The organism is Streptomyces sp. Mut1, assembly GCF_030719295.1.
In the GTDB taxonomy this organism is placed as follows: Bacteria; Actinomycetota; Actinomycetes; order Streptomycetales; family Streptomycetaceae; genus Streptomyces; species Streptomyces castrisilvae.
Genome location: NZ_CP120997.1, coordinates 4,777,736 through 4,796,786, shown reverse-complemented (window position 1 = coordinate 4,796,786; position 19,051 = coordinate 4,777,736). Strand labels below are relative to the sequence as shown.

Below are 19,051 nucleotides of genomic sequence, written 5' to 3'. Positions count from 1 at the left end.
CAAGGCCGGCCGGCGAGGCCCCAGCCAGGACCCCGGACCTGCTGCACGCATGCGTCGACTCCCACCTTGCGCAAAGGACGGCGAACATTGGAAACGCCAAGCAGCGCCCCCGATGTGGGCGCGCGCGCCGGGAATCTTCACAGGAAATACAGAGAATGATCAAGGAACGCAGCGTGACCGATACCGGCCGAAAGTGATCTGCGTCACGGGCGAAATTGATCTTGAACCCATCCAATGGACCGAAGAGGTTCTTCCGCCCATATCGCGTTATCCAGGGGCGTTTCATCCCGAAAGGCCATTGATAACAAGGCAGTTCCGCCCCTGCCTCCATCACGCTGAGCTTTGATCACAAATCAATAAGTTTTGACTTTTGGGTAGTTGACTCGAACACATGCGATCGTGCGGGCGCCTGTATCCCGCGGTCACAAAGCGGGTCCTGGCATATCGACCCGCCCATCCTTCCGGTCCCCTCGGAGAAGCCCCGTGACCGTGCCACGCCCGCTCAGACCGTTCGTGCGCAGCCGCACACGGCTGTCCGTCACCCTCGGCCTGCTCGTGGCCGCGCTCACCGCGTCCCTGCTGCCGTGGCTCACCGGCTGGCCCGGCGACGAGGACGCCACCTCACAGGCCCGGGGCGGCAGCGCGCAGGCGTCCCCGGCCGGTGACCACCCGCGGACCGAGGCGGAGGCGATCGACGCGGCCCACCGCACCGGCAAGAAGGTCCTCGTCGAGGCGGCCACCACCGCCACCACGCTCACCTGGGCGCTGCCCGACGGAAAGATGCGTCAGCAGATCCACGCCACCCCGCAGCGGGCGAGGAACGCCGACGGTGAGTGGGCCCGGATCGACACGCGTCTGCGCCGCACCAAGGACGGCATCACCCCGGTGAACGCCGTGACACCGGTCCGCTTCTCGGCCGGCGGCCCTCCGGCGGACCGCGCCGACCGCGGCTTCCGCCGGACCACGCCCGCGGCCGGGGACAGCATCCTGGCCGAGGTCGAGCTGGAAGGTCACACCGTGGCCTACACCTGGCCCGCGCCGCTGCCGGAACCGGTGCTCGACGGCCCGCGGGCGCTGTACCAGGAGGTCTTTCCGGGCGTCGACATGCTGCTGGTCGCCCGCGAGGAGGGCGGCTTCGCCCAGCTGATGATCATCAAGACGCCCGAGGCCGCGCGGAACGAGGAGCTGAAGACCCTCACCTTCGGCCTGCGGTCCGAGACGGCACGGTTCGAGCACAACCCCACGACCGACACGGTCCGCGTGCTGGACCCGCAGGGGGGCAGGATGATCGGTTCCGTGCCCACCCCGTTCGCCTGGGACTCCTCGGGCCAGGACCCCGAGCTGGCACCCGGCACCGAGGTGCGCACCGGCACCGCTACCGCCGAGGACGTGCTGGCGCTCTCCGGCCTCAGCGGCATCGAACCCGGCGCGCAGAGCAGCCCGTTGCGGACCGGCGTGGACGAGGACGGCAACGGGGTGCGCCTCACCCTGGACGTGGCCGGCGCCGGTCTGCTGCAGAGCGACGACGTCCGCTACCCGCTGTTCGTCGACCCGTCGATCAAGCCCGCCTGGAAGTCGTGGACCGTGGCCTACAAGCCCTACCCGAACTCCAGCTTCTACAACGGCACCAACTTCAGCTCCGGAACCTCCGACGCCCGCGTCGGCTACGAGAGCGACACCAAGGGCCTGGCACGCTCGTTCTGGACGATGGGCTTCTCCAGCAGCCTGAAGGGCGCCACCGTCACCAAGGCGCAGTTCAAGGTGCTCAACAACCACTCGTGGTCGTGCGAGACCCGGCAGTTCCACCTCTACCGGACCGGGGCCATCTCCTCCGGCACCACGTGGAAGAAGCAGCCGAGCTGGTCGTCGCTGCTCCAGTCGCAGTCGTTCGCCCACGGCTACAACAGTTCCTGTTCCGACGAGTACGTGCTGTGGAACGTGAAGGCCGGCGCCCAGTACGCGGCCGACGCCGGCGCGTCGACCCTCACCCTGGGCATGCGGGCCAACACCGAGACCAGCACCTACACCTGGCGCAAGTTCCGTGCCACGTCGGCCGCCCTGGAGGTGGACTACAACCGCAAGCCCAACGAGCCGACCGGCGGCACCACCACCCCGGGCGGCGCCTGCCTGGCCGCCCCGTCCAGCCGTCCCGTCGCCAAGACGAACATCGTGCTCTCCGCGACCGCGACCGACCCGGACAAGAACCTCTCCAAGCTGCGTTTCCGCTGGTGGAAGTCGGGCGCCAGCGCCCCATCGGGCACGCTGGTCACCCCCAACAGCGGCGGCAAGGCGACGCTGACGATCCCGTCCAGCAGCCTCGCCGACAAGACCACCTACAAGTGGGACGTCCGCTCGGAGGACACCTCGGGCGCCGTCTCCACCTACTTCCCGCCCGGTGACCAGCCCTGCCAGTTCACCGTCGACGGCTCCGCGCCGCCCGCGCCCGACGTGACCAGCGTGGACTTCCCGGAGGCCACCGCGGACGGCCTGACCTGGTCCGAGAAGAAGTTCGGCGCGACCGGCGTCTTCACCTTCAGCGCCCCCGGCGCCACCAAGTTCTCCTACACGCTCACCGGCGCCGGCTACACCGAGAAGGCGGCCACCACCGGCAAGGACGAGTCCGGCAACACCGTCGGGCTGCTCTCCCTCACCCTGGCCCCGCCCAGCGCCGGACCGAACAGCATGCGGGTGTACTCCTTCGACGCGGTCGGCAACAAGTCGAAGGAGTACACCGACTACGCCTTCTACGTGCCGCCCCGGGACACCGCGGACGCTCCGGGCGACCTCGGCGGTGACGGACGCGCCGACCTGCTCACCATCAACGCGAGCGGCAACCTCCGTTCCTACGCCGGCCTGCCCGACGGCGAGCTCTACACCTCCCTCGCCGCCGGCTACGCCTCCAACGGGAAGCTGAACCCCACCGGCCACTGGTACGACCCCGCCACCGGCAAGGCCGCGCTGATCACCCATTACGCCGACGCCTACCCGGGTGACGGCGTCACCGACCTGTTCGCCCGCACCCCCGACGGCGGCTTCTGGCTCTACCCGGGCGACGGCTACGGCAGCTTCGACGTCGGCAAGCGCCTGGAGGTCCGGCTGCCCCCGGGCGCCCCCGACCCGGCGGGCTGGGTCCAGCTCAAGGCCGTCGGCGACATCACCGGTGACCAGCGGCCCGAGGTCTTCGTGCGCACCGGTGACGCGTTCTGGGTGCTGCTCGGCTACACCGGCGGCGCCTTCCAGGAGGCGGTCCGGCTGAGCGCCAGCGCGTGGGAGATCCGAGACATCGTCAACGTCGCCGACATCGACCTGGACGGCACCCCCGACCTGCTCTGGCGGAACACGTCCAACGGGAACATGTACGTCCGGCACGGCAAGCCCGGCACGGTCACCGGCAGCGTGGACCTGAACTCCCTGAAGACGGCCGCGGCCTCCCGGGAGGGCAAGGACACCTCGTACGGCACGGGGTGGACCAGCGCCAAGATCGACACCGTGATCGGTATCCCGGACGTCAACGGTGACCGCGTCCCCGACATCTGGGCACGATTCACCGCCGACGGATCGGTGAAGGTCTACCACCCCTCCACCACCAACACGAACTCTGCCGCGATGACCGTGATCTCCAGCGGCTGGGGGGACGTCAAGGCCTTCGGCTGACGCCCCCGCTCCGAACGGGCCGACGGTCCGGCGCCGACACGCGCCAGGACCGCCGGCCCGTTCCCCGTACAGCCGTCACAGCGGTCGGGCGCCGCCGACCCCACGTGACCGAGCCCACCCTCCACCCCCGTTCGTACTCCCGTGGAACTCCCGCAACAATGTTCCCGTGATCACTTCGCCGACCCGGAGCACGAACCGACGCGCCGAGCACGCCGCGACGCCGTACGTCGACCTGACCCGGGCGGAGTGGAGCGCGCTGCGCGACAGGACGCCCCTGCCGCTGACCGCCGACGAGGTGGAGCGGCTGCGCGGGCTCGGGGACGTCATCGACCTCGACGAGGTGCGGGACGTCTATCTGCCGCTCTCCCGCCTCCTCAACCTCTACGTGCAGGCCACGTCCGGGCTGCGCGGCGCCCTGAACACCTTCCTCGGGGACGCGGGCAACGGGCAGGGCGCGCAGCGCGGGACGCCGTTCGTCATAGGGGTCGCGGGCAGCGTCGCCGTGGGCAAGTCCACCACCGCCCGGATTTTGCGGGCGCTGCTGGCCCGGTGGCCGGAGCACCCGAGGGTCGAGCTGGTGACCACCGACGGCTTCCTGCTCCCGATGAAGGAGCTCCACGCGCGCGGCCTCATGTCGCGCAAGGGGTTCCCGGAGTCGTACGACCGGCGCGCCCTGACCCGTTTCGTCGCCGACATCAAGGCGGGCAAGGACGAGGTCACCGCCCCCGTCTACTCCCACCTGATCTACGACATCGTGCCCGGCGAGCGGCTCACCGTACGGCGTCCGGACATCCTGATCGTGGAGGGGCTGAACGTCCTCCAGCCGGCCCTGCCCGGCAAGGACGGCCGCACCCGGGTGGGGCTCGCCGACTACTTCGACTTCAGCGTGTACGTGGACGCCCGGCCGGAGGACATCGAGACCTGGTACCTCAGCCGCTTCCGCAAGCTGCGCGAGACGGCGTTCCAGGACCCTTCCTCGTACTTCCGCAAGTACACGCAGGTCTCCGAGGCGGAGGCGATGGAGTACGCCGCCACCATGTGGCGGACCATCAACCGGCCGAACCTCGTGGAGAACGTGGCGCCGACCCGTGGGCGTGCCACGCTGGTGCTGCGCAAGGGGCCCGATCACAAGGTGCAGCGGCTGTCCCTGCGCAAGCTCTGAGCCGTTCGAGCCTCCACGAGGAGCGTTGTGCTGCATCTGCGCCTGATCGTGCCCGCCGACCGTACGGACGAGGTGACGGGCCTGCTGGAGCGGACCGCCGGCACCGCCCACCTCGTGGTGCTGCCGGGGGTCGCCCGGGACCCCGCGGGTGACGTGGTGCTGTGCGACGTGGCGCGCGAGGCGGGCGACGAGCTGATCGGGGCGCTGCGGCGGCTCGGGGTCGACCGGTACGGGGCGGTCACCGTCGCCGGCCTGGACCTCACGCTCTCGGCGCGCGCCGAGAAGGCGGAGCGGGCCGCGCCGGGCGAGGGCGCGGACGCGGTGCTGTGGGAGGAGCTGTCCGAGGCCACCCACGAGGAGTCCACGTTCAGCATCACCTACCTGGCGTTCCTCGCCGTCGCGACGATGCTCGCGGCCTGCGGGGTGATGCTCGACAACGCGGTCCTGATCGTGGGCGCGATGGCGGTCGGCCCGGAGTTCGGACCGCTGGCCGGGATCTCCACCGCCCTGGTGCAGCGCGCCCCGCACCTCGTGTGGCGCTCGCTGTGGGCGCTCGTCGGCGGTTTCGCGGCGGCCATGGTGCTGACGTCCGGGTTCTCCTGGCTGATGGACCTCTTCGGACTGTTCGACCGGGACATGATCGAGGCCGACCGGCCCAACACCGCGTTCGTGTGGCAGCCGGACTGGCTCTCGTTCGTCGTCGCGTTCCTCGCGGGCATCGCCGGGACGCTGTCGCTCACCTCGGCGAAGTCCGGGGCGCTGATCGGGGTCGCCATCTCGGTGACGACCGTGCCGGCCGCGGCCAACGCGGCGGTGGCCTTCAGCTACAGCGACTACGCCCAGATGTCCGGCTCCGCGCGCCAGCTCCTGGAGAACCTCGGCGGGATCGTGCTCGCGGGCACGCTGACGCTGATCACCCAGAAGGCACTGTGGCGCGCTGCCCAGCGCCGGCAGCGCGCCCAGGAGCCCCCGGCGGCGGCCGAGGGCAGCGGCTGAGGGGGCGGGGCGGGGTACGGAAGGCCCCGTCCCCACCCCCGGCGAATCAGCCCAGCGCCGACTTCACGACGTCCGCCAGCTGCCCGGCCACCGTGCGCGCCTGCTCGATGTCCGCGGCCTCGACCATGACCCGTACGAGCGGCTCCGTACCCGAGGGGCGCAGCAGCACGCGGCCGGTCGCGCCCAGCTCGCGCTCGGCGTCGGCGACGGCCGCGGCGACCTCCTGCGAGGTGTGCACGCGGGACTTGTCGACGTCCGGGACGTTGACGAGGACCTGCGGCAGCCGCTCCATCACACCGGCCAGCTCCGCCAGCGGCCGGCCGGTCGCGGCGATGCGGGCCGCCAGCATCAGCCCGGTCAGCGTGCCGTCGCCGGTCGTGGCGTGGTCCAGGACGATGACGTGGCCGGACTGCTCGCCGCCCAGCGCGTAGCCCTCGGCCTTCATCGACTCCAGGACGTAGCGGTCGCCGACGGCGGTCTGGACGAGCTGGATGCCCTCGCGCTCCATGGCGATCTTGAAGCCGAGGTTCGACATGACGGTGCCGACGACGGTGTCCCCGCGCAGCTGCCCGGCCTCGCGCAGGGCGAGGGCCAGCACGGCCAGGATCTGGTCGCCGTCGACCTCCTCGCCCGCCGCGTCGACGGCCAGGCAGCGGTCGGCGTCGCCGTCGTGCGCGATGCCGAGGTGGGCGCCGTGCTCGACGACGGCGGTGCGCAGCAGCTCCAGGTGCGTGGAGCCGCAGCCGTCGTTGATGTTCAGCCCGTCCGGCTCGGCGCCGATCGTGATGACCTCGGCCCCGGCGCGGGCGAATGCCTCGGGCGAGACGCGGGCGGCCGCGCCGTGGGCCTCGTCCAGGACGACTTTCAGGCCGTCGAGCCGGTTGGGGAGGACGCCGATGAGGTGGGCGACGTAGCGGTCGAAGCCCTCGGCGTAGTCGGTGACCCGGCCGACGCCGGAGCCGGTCGGGCGGGACCACGGCGCACCGGTGCGGTGCTGCTCGTAGACCGTCTCGATGCGGTCCTCCAGCTCGTCGGCCAGCTTGTGGCCGCCGCGCGCGAAGAACTTGACACCGTTGTCCGGCATGGCGTTGTGGCTGGCCGAGAGCATGACCCCGATGTCGGCGCCCAGGGCGCCGGTGAGGTAGGCCACGGCCGGGGTCGGCAGCACGCCGACGCGCAGGATGTCGACGCCCGCGCTGGCGAGGCCGGCCACGACGGCGGCCTCCAGGAACTCTCCGGAGGCGCGTGGGTCACGGCCCACCACGGCCGTGGGCCGATGGCCCTCGAAGGTGCCCGCCTCGGCCAGTACGTGTGCCGCGGCCACCGAGAGCCCGAGCGCGAGCTCGGCCGTCAGGTCCGCATTGGCGACACCGCGCACGCCGTCCGTGCCGAAGAGTCGTCCCACTGGTGTCCTCCGAAAGTGCTCCGAAACGCAAAGATCTGATCAAGTACCCAACAAGCCTATGAACGCCTTATGCCGTTATATGCCCGAGGATGTCGATAAACGAACGCCCCGGCAGCACGAGGTGTGCCGCCGGGGCGAACGTGTAACGCGGGTGAGCAGGCGGTTTAGCGCTTGCTGTACTGCGGGGCCTTGCGGGCCTTCTTCAGACCGGCCTTCTTGCGCTCGACCGCACGGTCGTCGCGGGAGAGGAAGCCGGCCTTCTTCAGCGTCGCGCGGTTGTTGTCCACGTCCGCCTCGTTCAGCGCACGGGCCACGCCCAGGCGCAGGGCGCCGGCCTGACCCGAGACGCCGCCACCCGAGATGCGGGCGATGACGTCGTAACGGTTGTCCAGCTCGAGCACCTTGAAGGGCTCGTTGACTTCCTGCTGGTGCACCTTGTTCGGGAAGTAGCCCTCAAGGGTGCGGCCGTTGATCTTCCACTTGCCGGTGCCCGGGACGATCCGGACGCGGGCGATGGCGTTCTTGCGACGGCCGAGGCCGGCGGCGGGCTGCGGGTCGCCGAAGCGGCCGGCGAGCGACTCGGAGGTGTACTCACCCTCGACGGGGACCTCGGACTCGAAGGTGGTCACCTCGGCGAAGGTCTCCTCGCCCTCGGTGCCCTCGACAGGGGTCTCAACAGTGGTCTCGGCCACGATGCTCCTCAGATCTTTCTTTACGTCTTTGGGGGGAGGCCGGAACTACTGCGCGACCTGGGTGATCTCGTACGGGACCGGCTGCTGCGCAGCGTGCGGGTGCTGGTCGCCCGCGTAGACCTTCAGCTTCGAGATCATCTGACGGCCCAGGGTGTTCTTGGGGATCATGCCCTTGATGGCCTTCTCGACGGCCTTCTCGGGGTTCTTCGCGAGCAGCTCGTCGTAACGAACCGAGCGGAGACCACCCGGGAAACCGGAGTGGCGGTACGCCATCTTCTGGGTCTTCTTGTTGCCGGACAGGTGAACCTTGTCGGCGTTGATGATGATGACGAAGTCGCCCATGTCCATGTGGGGGGCGTAGATCGCCTTGTGCTTGCCTCGGAGGAGGTTCGCAGCCGTGGTGGCCAGACGGCCGAGGACGATGTCCTGGGCGTCGATGATGTGCCACTGGCGAGTGACATCGCCGGGCTTGGGGCTGTACGTACGCACTTCGTAGCCTTCGCTTCTTCAGTGGATGGGGTCCAGACACACGGCACCCCTGAAGCGATATGCAGCTGGGGCGCACAATGCCGGGGACGCTGCCCGTATGCGAGCCACTGGTAACTGCTCCAGGGAACCTACGTAAGGGCCCTTCGCGTGAGAACGACGCAGCCAATACGTATAACAGTGGTCGACAGTACCCGCCCGCCCCCGGACGGGTCAAAACGGGGCCCCTGGGCGGGCGGCATCCATGGGGGCCCGCCCCGGTCCGGGGCGGAGGGTTCCGTCCTCAAGCGCCGGACGGGCTGAAGAGCACGCCTGCGCGTCCCGGGTGGGGTCCGGGGTCCCTCCGGGGCGTCTCCTCGGACGACGAACGTTCGGCGGGTACGCAGCCGCACCCGGGTATCCGTTCGTCGTCCTGCGGGGACTCCCCTGCACGCCCCCGGACCGGCCGCCACGCGTCTGCGGCAGACGTACCACCAGCGTACAGACGCGGGCGAACGTGGGTGGGGGCGTGCAGGGCAGTCCCCGCAGAAAATGGCGTACGACCGGGGTTCCCCGCGTCGTCGGGTGAACACGCCATTTTTGAGGAGTCTGCCCGGAGGGACCCCGCCCCCACCCACCGGACAGTGGGCGACCCACACCCCACGGGGGCGCGCCGCGTCACCGCGCCCGTTCCACCCGCCGCTCGTCCCACACCGGCTCCGAGGTCTCCCGTACGACCCCGTCCGAGCCGAAGACCAGGAACCGGTCGAAGCTCTTCGCGAACCACCGGTCGTGCGTGACGGCCATCACCGTGCCGTCGTACACCTCCAGACCGTCCTGCAACGCCTCCGCCGACTCCAGGTCCAGGTTGTCCGTCGGCTCGTCCAGCAGCAGCGCGGTCGTGCCGGACAGCTCCAGGAGCAGGATCTGGAGCCGGGCCTGCTGGCCGCCCGACAGCTTCTCGAACGCCTGGTCGCCCTGCCGCTCCAGCTCATAGCGCCGCAGCACGGACATCGCCGCGCCCCGGTCCTTGGCGTGCTCCGTCCACAGGATGTCGACCAGCGTCCGGCCCAGCAGCTCCGGATGGGAGTGGGTCTGGGCGAAATGGCCGGGCACCACCCGCGCGCCGAGCTTCCACTCCCCCGTGTGCGCGACCGGTTCACCCGCCAGCAGCCGCAGGAAGTGGGACTTGCCCGAGCCGTTGGAGCCGAGGACCGCGACCCGTTCCCCGTAGTAGATCTCCAGGTCGAACGGCTTCATCAGGCCGGTCAGCTCCAGATTCGTACAGGTCACCGCCCGCACCCCGGTGCGGCCGCCGCGCAGCCGCATCCGGATGTCCTGCTCGCGCGGCGGCTCCGGCGGGGGCCCCGCGTCCTCGAACTTCTTGAAGCGGGTCTGCATCGCGTGGTAGCGGCTCGCCATGTCGGGGCTGTTCGCCGCCTGCTGCCGCAGCCGCAGCACGAGCGCCTTCAGCCGCTTGTGCTCCTCCTCCCAGCGCCGCAGCAGCTCCTCGAAGCGCGCGAACCGCTCCTTGCGGGCCTGGTGGTACGTGTCGAAGCCGGCACCGTGCACCCAGACGTCGCTGCCGGCCGGGCTCGGCTCCACGCTGACGATCTTCTGCGCGGCCCGGGACAGCAGCTCGCGGTCGTGGGAGACGAAGAGGACCGTCTTACGGGTCTCCTTCAGCTTCTCCTCCAGCCACCGCTTGCCCGGCACGTCCAGATAGTTGTCCGGCTCGTCCAGCAGCAGCACCTCGTCGGGCCCGCGCAGCAGCGCCTCCAGGACCAGCCGCTTCTGCTCACCGCCGGAGAGCGTGCGCACCTCGCGCCACTGCGCCTTCTCGTACGGGACACCGAGCGCGGCCATCGTGCACATGTCCCAGAGCGTCTCGGCCTCGTACCCGCGCACCTCGGCCCAGTCGCTCAGCGCCTGCGCGTACGCCATCTGCGCGGCCTCGTCGTCCACGGTGAGGATGCGCTCCTCGGCCCGGTCGACGGCGAGCGCGGCCTCCCGGATGCGGGGCTGGGCGACGGAGACCAGCAGGTCGCGGACCGTACGCTCGTCGCGCACGGAGCCGACGAACTGCCGCATCACGCCGAGCCCGCCGCTCACCGAGACCGAGCCGCCGTGCGGCTGGAGCTCCCCGGCGAGCAGCCGCAGCAGCGTGGTCTTCCCGGCGCCGTTCGCCCCGACGAGGGCGACCACGGCACCGTCGGCCACCCGGAACGAAGCATCGCCGAGCAGCACCCGCCCGTCCGGTAGGTAGTACTCAAGATGGCCTGCTTCGAGATGTCCCATACCCAGCATTGTCACGGGCCGCGAAGCCCTGGCCCAACCGGTTTACCTTCGGTCTAGGATCGCGGCATGAGCTTTGGGCAAGGGGGGCCCTCCTGGGGGCCGGCGGGGCCGGGGAACAGCGGGACTCCGGACTGGGAGGCGCTGGCCGAGGCGTCCGAGTCGCGCGCCAGACGCAAGAAGTGGCTGCTGATCGGCGGGGGCGCGCTGGCCACCGCGGCGGTCGCCGCGATCGTGGCGACCGCGGTCATCTCGGCCAACAGCAACCACTCCGACGACGCGGCCGGCAAGGACGCCAGCGAGCTGCCGTCGGCGAGCGCGCTGCCCAGCGAGACCACCGCGCCCGAACCGTCCTTCTCCTCGGTGGCGCCACCGCCCCCGCCGGACCCCAAGGACTACATATCCGACGCGAAGAAGGACCGGCTGCCCATCAGCGTCGACGCCTTCTTCCCCGGCAAGACCCTCACCACCGGCGACCGCGTCCACACCAAGGGCGCCACCCACAGCACCACCCAGTGCGCCACCACCACCCAGGGCGCGCTCGGCTCGATCCTCACCGCCAACGGCTGCGACCGGGTCATCCGGGCCACGTACAGCCTGGACGGCGTGGCGGTCACCGTCGGCATAGCGGTCTTCGAGACCGAGGCCCAGGCCAAGAAGACCGCCCAGCAGGCCAGCGGCGGCCTCGCCTCGCTCAGCGGATCGGGCGTCCCCGTCTTCTGCCGCGACGGCGCGATCTGCCGCCGTACCGCCAACTCCTACGGCCGTTACGCGTACTTCACGGTCGGCGGCTTCACCAACGGCAAGAACGTCACCAAGGCCGACAAGAACGTGTTCGCCGTCGGCGACGACCTGACGAACTTCACGTTCCGTCAGATCCGCCACCGCGGCGAGGTCCAGGCATCGGCCGCGGCGGACATCACCACGACCTGAGCCACCCGGTTCAGCAGCAGCCCGCCCCCGGCAGGGTCCGCACATTGCGGGCCTCCACCGCCCGCGCCGCCAGCAACTCATCGGCCGGGTAGGCCACTTCCTCCAGCGTCAGCCCGTGCGGGCGCACCACATGCACCCCCGGGTCGCGCACCCCGGCAGCCAGCACCTCGGCCGGCCACGGGTCGGGGCGCCGCCCGTCGCCCACGAACAGCATCGCTCCCACCAGCGCGCGCACCATGTTGTGGCAGAAGGCGTCGGCCTGCACGGTCCCCGTGATGATCCCGGACGCCTCGTCCCGTACCCAGCGCAGTTTCTGCAAGGTCCGGATGGTCGTCGCGCCCTCGCGCTTCTTGCAGTACGCGGCGAAGTCGTGCTCCCCGGTCATGCGCGCGGCGGCGGCGTTCATCGCGGCCACGTCCAACGGCCGGTCGTGCCACAGCACATGGCCCCGCACCAGCGGGTCGACCCCGCCGGGCCGGTCGGCCACCCGGTAGGCGTACCGGCGCCACAGGGCCGAGAACCGGGCGTTGAACCCCGCCGGGGCCTCCGCGGCCCGCCACACCCGCACATCGGGCGCCATCCGCCCGGCCAGCCGCCGCAGCAGCTTCTCGGCGTGCTCGGCCCACACCTCGGCCGGCAGGTCCACATGGGCCACCTGACCCCGGGCGTGCACCCCGGCATCGGTGCGCCCGGCCACCGTCAGGTCGTACGTGCGCGAGGAGCGGGTCACGGTCCGCAGCGCATCCTCGATCTCCCCCTGGACCGTCCGCCGCGCGGTCTGCTTCGCCCAGCCCGAGAAGTCCTTGCCGTCATAGGCCAGGTCCAGCCGCACCCGTACGAAGCCGGGCTCCACCACGTCACTCACCAGCGCATCCTCTCAAGATCCCGCACAGCCGAACGGGCCCGCACCGCCCCGGAGGGTGATGCGGACCCGTTCAGTGGTTCCGGAACGCTCAGGCGTCCTTCGCGTCCTCGACGGACTCGACCGGGGTCTCGTCCTGCTTGGCCGCGTCTTCCTTGACCGCACGCTTGGTGGCGGCCTCGGCCTCACCGGTGGCCTGCTGCGCCACGGTCAGCGCCTCGACCAGCTCGATGACGGCCATCGGGGCGTTGTCGCCACGACGGTTGCCGATCTTGGTGATGCGGGTGTAACCACCGGGGCGGTTCTCGTACCGCGGGGCGATCTCGGTGAAGAGCGTGTGAACGATGCCCTTGTCCGTGATCGACTGCAGCACCAGGCGACGGTTGTGGATGTCGCCCTTCTTCGCCTTGGTGATGAAGCGCTCCGCGACCGGACGCAGGCGGCGGGCCTTGGCCTCGGTCGTGGTGATGCGGCCGTGCTCGAACAGCGACTTCGCGAGGTTGTTCAGCAGAAGCTTCTCGTGCGCTGCGCTGCCGCCCAGACGGGCACCCTTGGCGGGCTTCGGCATGGTTTTCTCCTTGTGTGCTGCACCGGCCGTATCAGGTACCGATGTCAGTTCCCACGCGGCGGTCGCCACGCGGAAGTGTGTGCTGTCGCCGGACCGACCCAATCACGAGTCGGCATCCGCACCCGAAATCCGGGCCCCAACCCGAAAATCAAGCCCGTCCGGCGATTGAGGACAAAAGCCCTCGCCCGGTCCGGGGCACCCCTCAAAGAGGCGCACCCCAGCCGGAGGCGACCTAGTACTGCTCGGTCTCCACGAAACCCGCGTCCGCGTCGTCGTCCGCGCCGAACGCGTCCGCGGCGGCGGTCGGGTCGAAGCCGGGAGGCGAGTCCTTCAGCGCCAGGCCCATACCGGCCAGCTTCGCCTTGACCTCGTCGATCGACTTCGCACCGAAGTTGCGGATGTCGAGCAGGTCCGCCTCGGAGCGGGCCACCAGCTCGCCCACCGAGTGGATGCCCTCACGCTTGAGGCAGTTGTACGAGCGGACCGTGAGCTCCAGCTCCTCGATCGGCAGCGCCAGGTCCGCCGCGAGCGCGGCGTCCGTCGGCGACGGGCCCATGTCGATGCCCTCGGCGTCGATGTTGAGCTCGCGCGCCAGACCGAACAGCTCGACCAGGGTCTTACCGGCCGACGCCATGGCGTCACGGGGACGCATGGCCTGCTTGGTCTCGACGTCGACGATCAGCTTGTCGAAGTCGGTGCGCTGCTCGACACGGGTCGCCTCGACCTTGTACGTGACCTTGAGCACCGGCGAGTAGATGGAGTCGACCGGGATGCGGCCGATCTCCTGGCCGACCTGCTTGTTCTGGACGGCGGAGACGTAGCCGCGACCGCGCTCGACGGTCAGCTCCATCTCCAGCTTGCCCTTGCCGTTCAGCGTGGCCAGGACCAGGTCCGGGTTGTGCACCTCGACACCGGCCGGCGGGGCGATGTCCGCGGCGGTGACCAGGCCGGGGCCCTGCTTGCGCAGGTACATCACGACCGGCTCGTCGTGCTCCGAGGAGACGACCAGCTGCTTGATGTTGAGGATGAGGTCGGTCACGTCCTCCTTGACGCCCGGCACGGTGGTGAACTCGTGCAGGACACCGTCGATGCGGATGCTGGTGACAGCGGCACCCGGGATCGAGGAGAGGAGCGTGCGGCGCAGGGAGTTGCCGAGCGTGTAGCCGAAGCCGGGCTCCAGCGGCTCGATGACGAACCGCGAGCGGAATTCGTCGACGACCTCTTCGGTCAGCGACGGACGCTGAGCGATCAGCATGATGTGAATCCTTCAGTCGTGGGCGCCCACTATTTGACACCCGACAGATGAAACAAGGATACGGGCGGCACACCCCCGCAGGGGGCATACCGCCCGTACCCACGCTTCTGCCGTACGGCCGTCACCGGCCGTGACGGATCAGACGCGGCGACGCTTCGGCGGACGGCAGCCGTTGTGCGGCGTCGGGGTGACGTCCTGGATCGAACCGACCTCCAGGCCCGTGGCCTGGAGCGAGCGGATCGCGGTCTCGCGGCCGGAGCCCGGACCCTTCACGAAGACGTCGACCTTGCGCATGCCGTGCTCCTGCGCGCGGCGGGCGGCCGACTCGGCGGCCATCTGCGCGGCGAAGGGGGTGGACTTGCGCGAGCCCTTGAAGCCGACGTGGCCGGCGGAGGCCCAGGAGATCACGTTGCCCGAGGGGTCCGTGATCGAGACGATGGTGTTGTTGAACGTGCTCTTGATGTGCGCGTGGCCGTGAGCGACGTTCTTCTTTTCCTTGCGACGCACCTTCTTGGCTGCGCCCTGACGACCCTTGGGGGGCATGTCTTGACTCCAGATGGAGAGGGGAGGTGATCGGTCCTACAGCGAAGACCGCTGGTTGCTGCGCCTGTCCGGAGATCCGGACGCGCGCAGTGCGTCCGCTGAGGACTACTTCTTGCCCGGCTTCTTCTTGCCGGCGATCGCGCGACGCGGACCCTTGCGGGTACGGGCGTTGGTGCTGGTGCGCTGGCCGTGGACCGGCAGACCGCGGCGGTGACGGAGACCCTGGTAGCAGCCGATCTCGACCTTGCGGCGGATGTCGGCCTGGATCTCGCGGCGGAGGTCACCCTCGGTGCGGAGGTTGGCGTCCACGTACTCGCGGATCTTGACCAGGTCCTCTTCGGCCAGGTCACGAACGCGGGTGTCCGGGTTCACGCCGGCGGCGGCGAGGATCTCCTTGGACCGGGTGCGCCCGATACCGAAGACGTAGGTGAGGGCAACCTCCACGCGCTTTTCGCGCGGGATGTCAACACCTGAAACGCGTGCCATTCAATGGCTCCAGTTGTTATTTCGGGGGTCTTCCGCAGAACCGCTCCCGACCGCCGACCTCTCGCTGGGAGAGGTGGTACGTCCGGGTCCCCGGCCCCCGCCGGAGGTGTCGTCAGCCGTGGCTTGGACGGGCTCTGCGTATGTACGTATTACGTGCGTCGCGCGAAGAACTGCGAGATGCAGGGGGTCGTGCGTCAGCCCTGGCGCTGCTTGTGGCGCAGGTTGTCGCAGATGACCATGACCCGGCCGTGACGGCGGATCACCTTGCACTTGTCGCAGATCTTCTTGACGCTCGGCTTGACCTTCATGGGATGTCAGGTTCTCCGGGTCAGTGCCGACACCGCGCCGAGGCGGGCGGCGGCAAGATCTACTTGTACCGGTAGACGATCCGGCCACGCGTCAGGTCGTACGGAGACAGCTCCACGACGACCCGGTCATCCGGGAGGATGCGGATGTAGTGCATACGCATCTTGCCGGAGATGTGCGCGAGGACCTTGTGACCGTTCTGGAGCTCCACCTTGAACATGGCGTTCGGGAGGGACTCGATCACGGTGCCCTCAATTTCGATGGCACCTTGCTTCTTGGCCACGCTTCGCCTTTCGAATCGGCTACCTTGATCGTCTCTCGTCCGCCGTATGTGGACACACGGATGCACGAGAGCCGACGAGTCAGTCTACGTCAGCGGACTCCAAAAGACGAATCCGTCAAGTTTGCCCACCGCAGGAGATCCTTAGACCTCCGGGCGGCTGTCAATCACCCCAGAGGGTCGGGCGCCGCCTCCACGCCATACTGCGCCAGCTTCTCGCGGCCGCAGTCCGGGGCGGTCAGGACCAGCGGGCCCTGCTCGGTGAGGGCGATGGAGTGCTCCCAGTGCGAGGACCAGGTGCCGTCGGTGGTGACGACGGTCCACTCGTCCTCCAGGACCTCGGTGTGGGGCGTACCGAGGGAGACCATGGGCTCGATGGCCAGGCAGACGCCCGGGACCAGCTTGATGCCCTTGCCGCGCTTGCGGGCGACGTAGTTCAGCAGGTGCGGGTCCATGTGCATCTCGGTGCCGATGCCGTGCCCGCCGTAGTCCTCGACGATCCCGTACTTGCCGGTCGCGGGGCGGGGCTGGCGGCGGATGTAGGACTCGATCGCCTTCGAGATGTCGACCAGCCGGTTGTTCACCTTCATCGCGGCGATGCCGGCCCACATGGACTCCTCGGTCACCCGGGACAGCTCGACCAGCTCCGGAGCGTGACCCGTGCCGACGAAGGCCGTGTACGCGGCGTCGCCGTGCCAGCCGTCGACGATCGCGCCGGCGTCGATGGAGATGATGTCGCCGTCCTTGAGGACCGTCCTGTCGTCCGGGATGCCGTGGACGACGACCTCGTTGACCGAGGTGCAGATGGTCGCGGGGAACCCGCCGTACCCGAGGAAGTTCGACTTGGCGCCGTGGTCCGCGATCACCTTGCGCGCGACCTGGTCCAGGTCCCGGGTGGTGGCACCGGGCACCGCCGCCTCGCGGGTGGCCGCGTGGATGGCGGCGACCACCAGCCCCGCCTCGCGCATCTTCGCGATCTGCTCGGGGGTCTTGATCTGCACCATGCTGCGGCGCCTTTCGGGTGGGGACGGTGACGGGGGCGGGACATCCACGATACGGCGGATACGGGGCAAGCAGTCGGCCGCGGCGCCCGAAGGACGCCGCGGCCGAATTCACTGCGAGTACTACACGTGCGCGCGCTCAGCCCTCGTCGGGCTTCTTCAGCGCCGCCATGGCCCGGTCGGTCACGTCGGTGACCTTGCCGAGCGCGGAGATGGTGACCACCAGGTCCTGGGACCGGTAGTAGTCGATGATCGGCTCGGTCTGCGTGTGGTAGACCTCCAGCCGGGTACGCACCGTCTCCTCGCTGTCGTCCTCGCGCTGGTACAGCTCGCCGCCGCAGGTGTCGCAGACACCCTCGGTCTTCGGCGGGTTGTACGTGGCGTGGAAGACGTGCGCGCTGTCGTTGCGGCAGATGCGGCGACCCGCGATCCGCTTCACGACCTCGTCCTCGGGGACCTCCAGATCGAGCACGGCGTCCAGCTTCACGCCCTCGTCCTTGAGCATCACATCAAGAGCTTCGGCCTGGCCCACGTTGCGCGGGAAGCCGTCGAGCAGGAAGCCGTTGACCGCGTCCGGCTGGGACATGCGGTCCTTGGCCATCCCGATCGTCACCTCGTCCGGCACCAGCTGCCCCGCGTCCATGTAGGCGCGGGCCTGCTTGCCAAGGTCAGTGCCCTGGCTGATGTTGGCGCGGAAGAGGTCGCCCGTTGAGATGTGCGGAATCGACAGGTTCTTGGCAAGGTACGCAGCCTGCGTTCCCTTGCCGGCACCCGGCGGGCCGACGAGGACGATTCGCATCAGCGGAGGAACCCTTCGTAATTGCGCTGCTGGAGCTGACTCTCAATCTGCTTCACGGTCTCCAGACCCACACCCACGATGATGAGGATGCTCGTCCCGCCGAACGGGAAGTTCTGGTTAGCGCCACCGAAGCCTGCCAACGCCATCGTCGGCACCAGAGCGATCAGACCCAGGTACAGCGAGCCCGGCCAAGTGATCCTGTTGAGCACGTAGCTCAGGTACTCGGCAGTAGGTCGACCAGCCCGGATACCCGGGATGAAGCCACCATACTTCTTCATGTTGTCGGCTACTTCCTCGGGGTTGAACGAAATCGCCACATAGAAGAAGGCGAAGAAGACGATCAACAGGAAGTAGGCGGTGATGTAGTACGGGTGGTCACCCTTGACGAAGTGGTCCTTGATCCAGGTCGCCCAGCCCGCGGTGGAGTTGGAGAACTGGACGATCAGGGCCGGAATGTAGAGCAGCGAAGAAGCGAAGATGACGGGAATCACACCCGCCTGGTTCACCTTGAGCGGGATGTAGGTGGACGTACCACCGTAGGAGCGGCGCCCGATCATGCGCTTCGCGTACTGCACCGGGATACGGCGCTGGGCCTGCTCGACGAAGACGACCAGGGCCACCATCACGAAGCCGATCAGGATGACGGTGCCGAACTCGATCCAGCCGTCCGCGAGCTTGCCGCTCGTCTTGATGGCCCACAGGGCGCCGGGGAAGCTGGCGGCGATCGAGATGAACATCAGGATCGACATGCCGTTGCCGATGCCGCGGTCGGTGATGAGCTCACCGAGCCACATGACGGCGGCGGTTCCGGCGGTCATCGTGATGACCATGACGATGGTCGTGAACATCGACTGGTTCGGAACGATCTGGTCGGCGACGGGGCAGCCGCTGAAGAGCGCACCGCTGCGGGCGGTGGCCACCAGGCCGGTGCCCTGGAGGATGGCGAGCGCGACCGTCAGATAACGCGTGTACTGCGTGATCTTCGCCTGGCCGGACTGCCCCTCCTTCTTGAGGGCCTCAAGTCGGGGAATGACGACGGTCAGCAGCTGAAGAATGATGCTGGCCGTGATGTACGGCATGATGCCGAGCGCGAAGATCGTGATCTGCAGCAGCGCACCACCGCTGAACATGTTCACCAGGCCGAAAAGGCTGTTATTGCCCTTACTTGCCTGATCAACACAGGTCTGGACGTTCTCGTAGCTGACTCCCGGTACCGGGATATGCGCCCCGAGCCGGTAGAGCACGATGATGCCGAGTGTGAAGAACAGCTTCTTGCGCAGGTCGGGCGTCTTGAACGCCCGGGCGAAGCCGGTGAGCACGGTGCCTCCTGCGACCCCCGCGCAGAGCGT

General features: G+C 69.1%; 18 protein-coding genes. 4 read left to right on the top strand and 14 right to left on the bottom strand.

Annotation, left to right across the window (positions count from 1 at the left end; genetic code table 11):
• Nucleotides 1-483: 483 nt before the first annotated feature.
• The 3 genes from P8A18_RS20940 to P8A18_RS20930 all read left to right on the top strand — a co-directional run bounded on the left by P8A18_RS20940 (nt 484) and on the right by P8A18_RS20930 (nt 5,812).
• Nucleotides 484-3,654, top strand: a complete 3,171-nt coding sequence (locus tag P8A18_RS20940; protein WP_306056577.1) for an FG-GAP-like repeat-containing protein — start codon at nt 484-486, stop codon at nt 3,652-3,654.
• A gap of 166 nt (nt 3,655-3,820) precedes the next feature.
• Nucleotides 3,821-4,816 carry a type I pantothenate kinase gene (gene coaA, locus P8A18_RS20935; protein WP_306056575.1) on the top strand — a complete coding sequence of 332 codons (996 nt, stop codon included), beginning with the start codon at nt 3,821-3,823 and terminating at the stop codon, nt 4,814-4,816.
• Nucleotides 4,817-4,843: 27 nt separating this feature from the next.
• A complete protein-coding gene (locus tag P8A18_RS20930; protein WP_306056573.1) occupies nt 4,844-5,812 on the top strand; it encodes a DUF389 domain-containing protein in 969 nt (322 codons plus the stop codon).
• 46 nt (nt 5,813-5,858) lie between these two features.
• Here the strand turns inward: P8A18_RS20930 and glmM are convergent, their stop codons facing one another.
• From glmM to P8A18_RS20910, 4 genes are all read right to left on the bottom strand, one after another.
• Nucleotides 5,859-7,217 (bottom strand): phosphoglucosamine mutase, encoded by a 1,359-nt coding sequence (gene glmM / locus P8A18_RS20925; RefSeq protein ID WP_306056571.1) that lies wholly within the window; start codon nt 7,215-7,217, stop codon nt 5,859-5,861.
• Between the two features lie 164 nt (nt 7,218-7,381).
• Nucleotides 7,382-7,909 (bottom strand): 30S ribosomal protein S9, encoded by a 528-nt coding sequence (gene rpsI / locus P8A18_RS20920; protein WP_018550600.1) that lies wholly within the window; start codon nt 7,907-7,909, stop codon nt 7,382-7,384.
• Between the two features lie 45 nt (nt 7,910-7,954).
• Nucleotides 7,955-8,398, bottom strand: a complete 444-nt coding sequence (gene rplM / locus P8A18_RS20915; protein WP_018550601.1) for a 50S ribosomal protein L13 — start codon at nt 8,396-8,398, stop codon at nt 7,955-7,957.
• A gap of 654 nt (nt 8,399-9,052) precedes the next feature.
• Nucleotides 9,053-10,681 carry an ABC-F family ATP-binding cassette domain-containing protein gene (locus P8A18_RS20910; protein ID WP_306061040.1) on the bottom strand — a complete coding sequence of 543 codons (1,629 nt, stop codon included), beginning with the start codon at nt 10,679-10,681 and terminating at the stop codon, nt 9,053-9,055.
• Nucleotides 10,682-10,738: 57 nt separating this feature from the next.
• Here P8A18_RS20910 and P8A18_RS20905 point away from each other — a divergent pair, with 57 nt between their 5' ends.
• Nucleotides 10,739-11,602, top strand: a complete 864-nt coding sequence (locus tag P8A18_RS20905) for a hypothetical protein (protein WP_306056569.1) — start codon at nt 10,739-10,741, stop codon at nt 11,600-11,602.
• Nucleotides 11,603-11,612: 10 nt separating this feature from the next.
• On the opposite strand, the gene truA is transcribed toward P8A18_RS20905, so the two are convergent.
• From truA to secY, 10 genes are all read right to left on the bottom strand, one after another.
• Nucleotides 11,613-12,467: a tRNA pseudouridine(38-40) synthase TruA gene (gene truA / locus P8A18_RS20900; RefSeq protein ID WP_306056567.1), complete on the bottom strand. Its 855-nt coding sequence runs from the start codon at nt 12,465-12,467 to the stop codon at nt 11,613-11,615.
• Nucleotides 12,468-12,555: 88 nt separating this feature from the next.
• Nucleotides 12,556-13,032: a 50S ribosomal protein L17 gene (gene rplQ, locus P8A18_RS20895; protein ID WP_018550605.1), complete on the bottom strand. Its 477-nt coding sequence runs from the start codon at nt 13,030-13,032 to the stop codon at nt 12,556-12,558.
• Nucleotides 13,033-13,264: 232 nt separating this feature from the next.
• Nucleotides 13,265-14,287: a DNA-directed RNA polymerase subunit alpha gene (locus P8A18_RS20890; RefSeq protein WP_003966937.1), complete on the bottom strand. Its 1,023-nt coding sequence runs from the start codon at nt 14,285-14,287 to the stop codon at nt 13,265-13,267.
• Between the two features lie 138 nt (nt 14,288-14,425).
• Nucleotides 14,426-14,830 carry a 30S ribosomal protein S11 gene (rpsK, locus tag P8A18_RS20885; protein ID WP_003956432.1) on the bottom strand — a complete coding sequence of 135 codons (405 nt, stop codon included), beginning with the start codon at nt 14,828-14,830 and terminating at the stop codon, nt 14,426-14,428.
• Between the two features lie 105 nt (nt 14,831-14,935).
• Nucleotides 14,936-15,316 (bottom strand): 30S ribosomal protein S13, encoded by a 381-nt coding sequence (gene rpsM / locus P8A18_RS20880; protein WP_018550606.1) that lies wholly within the window; start codon nt 15,314-15,316, stop codon nt 14,936-14,938.
• A 194-nt stretch (nt 15,317-15,510) separates the two neighbouring features.
• Nucleotides 15,511-15,624, bottom strand: coding sequence for a 50S ribosomal protein L36 (rpmJ, locus tag P8A18_RS20875; protein WP_003956441.1), 114 nt, complete (start codon nt 15,622-15,624; stop codon nt 15,511-15,513).
• A 59-nt stretch (nt 15,625-15,683) separates the two neighbouring features.
• Complete coding sequence (gene infA / locus P8A18_RS20870; RefSeq protein WP_003956442.1) at nt 15,684-15,905, bottom strand: translation initiation factor IF-1; 222 nt, start codon at nt 15,903-15,905, stop codon at nt 15,684-15,686.
• Between the two features lie 164 nt (nt 15,906-16,069).
• Complete coding sequence (gene map, locus P8A18_RS20865) at nt 16,070-16,906, bottom strand: type I methionyl aminopeptidase (protein ID WP_018550607.1); 837 nt, start codon at nt 16,904-16,906, stop codon at nt 16,070-16,072.
• A 136-nt stretch (nt 16,907-17,042) separates the two neighbouring features.
• Nucleotides 17,043-17,702, bottom strand: a complete 660-nt coding sequence (locus P8A18_RS20860) for an adenylate kinase (protein WP_306056564.1) — start codon at nt 17,700-17,702, stop codon at nt 17,043-17,045.
• Nucleotides 17,702-19,021, bottom strand: coding sequence for a preprotein translocase subunit SecY (gene secY, locus P8A18_RS20855; protein ID WP_018550609.1), 1,320 nt, complete (start codon nt 19,019-19,021; stop codon nt 17,702-17,704). The genes P8A18_RS20860 and secY overlap by 1 nt, the downstream gene beginning before the upstream one ends.
• Between the last annotated feature and the right edge of the window lie 30 nt (nt 19,022-19,051).

Coding starts and splice junctions, on each gene's coding strand:
- P8A18_RS20910 (WP_306061040.1), bottom strand. CDS start 10,681: ATGCTGGGTATGGGACATCTCGAAGCAGGCCATCTTGAGTACTACCTA.
- map (WP_018550607.1), bottom strand. CDS start 16,906: ATGGTGCAGATCAAGACCCCCGAGCAGATCGCGAAGATGCGCGAGGCG.
- rplQ (WP_018550605.1), bottom strand. CDS start 13,032: ATGCCGAAGCCCGCCAAGGGTGCCCGTCTGGGCGGCAGCGCAGCGCAC.
- P8A18_RS20905 (WP_306056569.1), top strand. CDS start 10,739: ATGAGCTTTGGGCAAGGGGGGCCCTCCTGGGGGCCGGCGGGGCCGGGG.
- P8A18_RS20890 (WP_003966937.1), bottom strand. CDS start 14,287: ATGCTGATCGCTCAGCGTCCGTCGCTGACCGAAGAGGTCGTCGACGAA.
- rpmJ (WP_003956441.1), bottom strand. CDS start 15,624: ATGAAGGTCAAGCCGAGCGTCAAGAAGATCTGCGACAAGTGCAAGGTG.
- P8A18_RS20860 (WP_306056564.1), bottom strand. CDS start 17,702: ATGCGAATCGTCCTCGTCGGCCCGCCGGGTGCCGGCAAGGGAACGCAG.
- rpsM (WP_018550606.1), bottom strand. CDS start 15,316: ATGGCACGCGTTTCAGGTGTTGACATCCCGCGCGAAAAGCGCGTGGAG.
- rpsK (WP_003956432.1), bottom strand. CDS start 14,830: ATGCCCCCCAAGGGTCGTCAGGGCGCAGCCAAGAAGGTGCGTCGCAAG.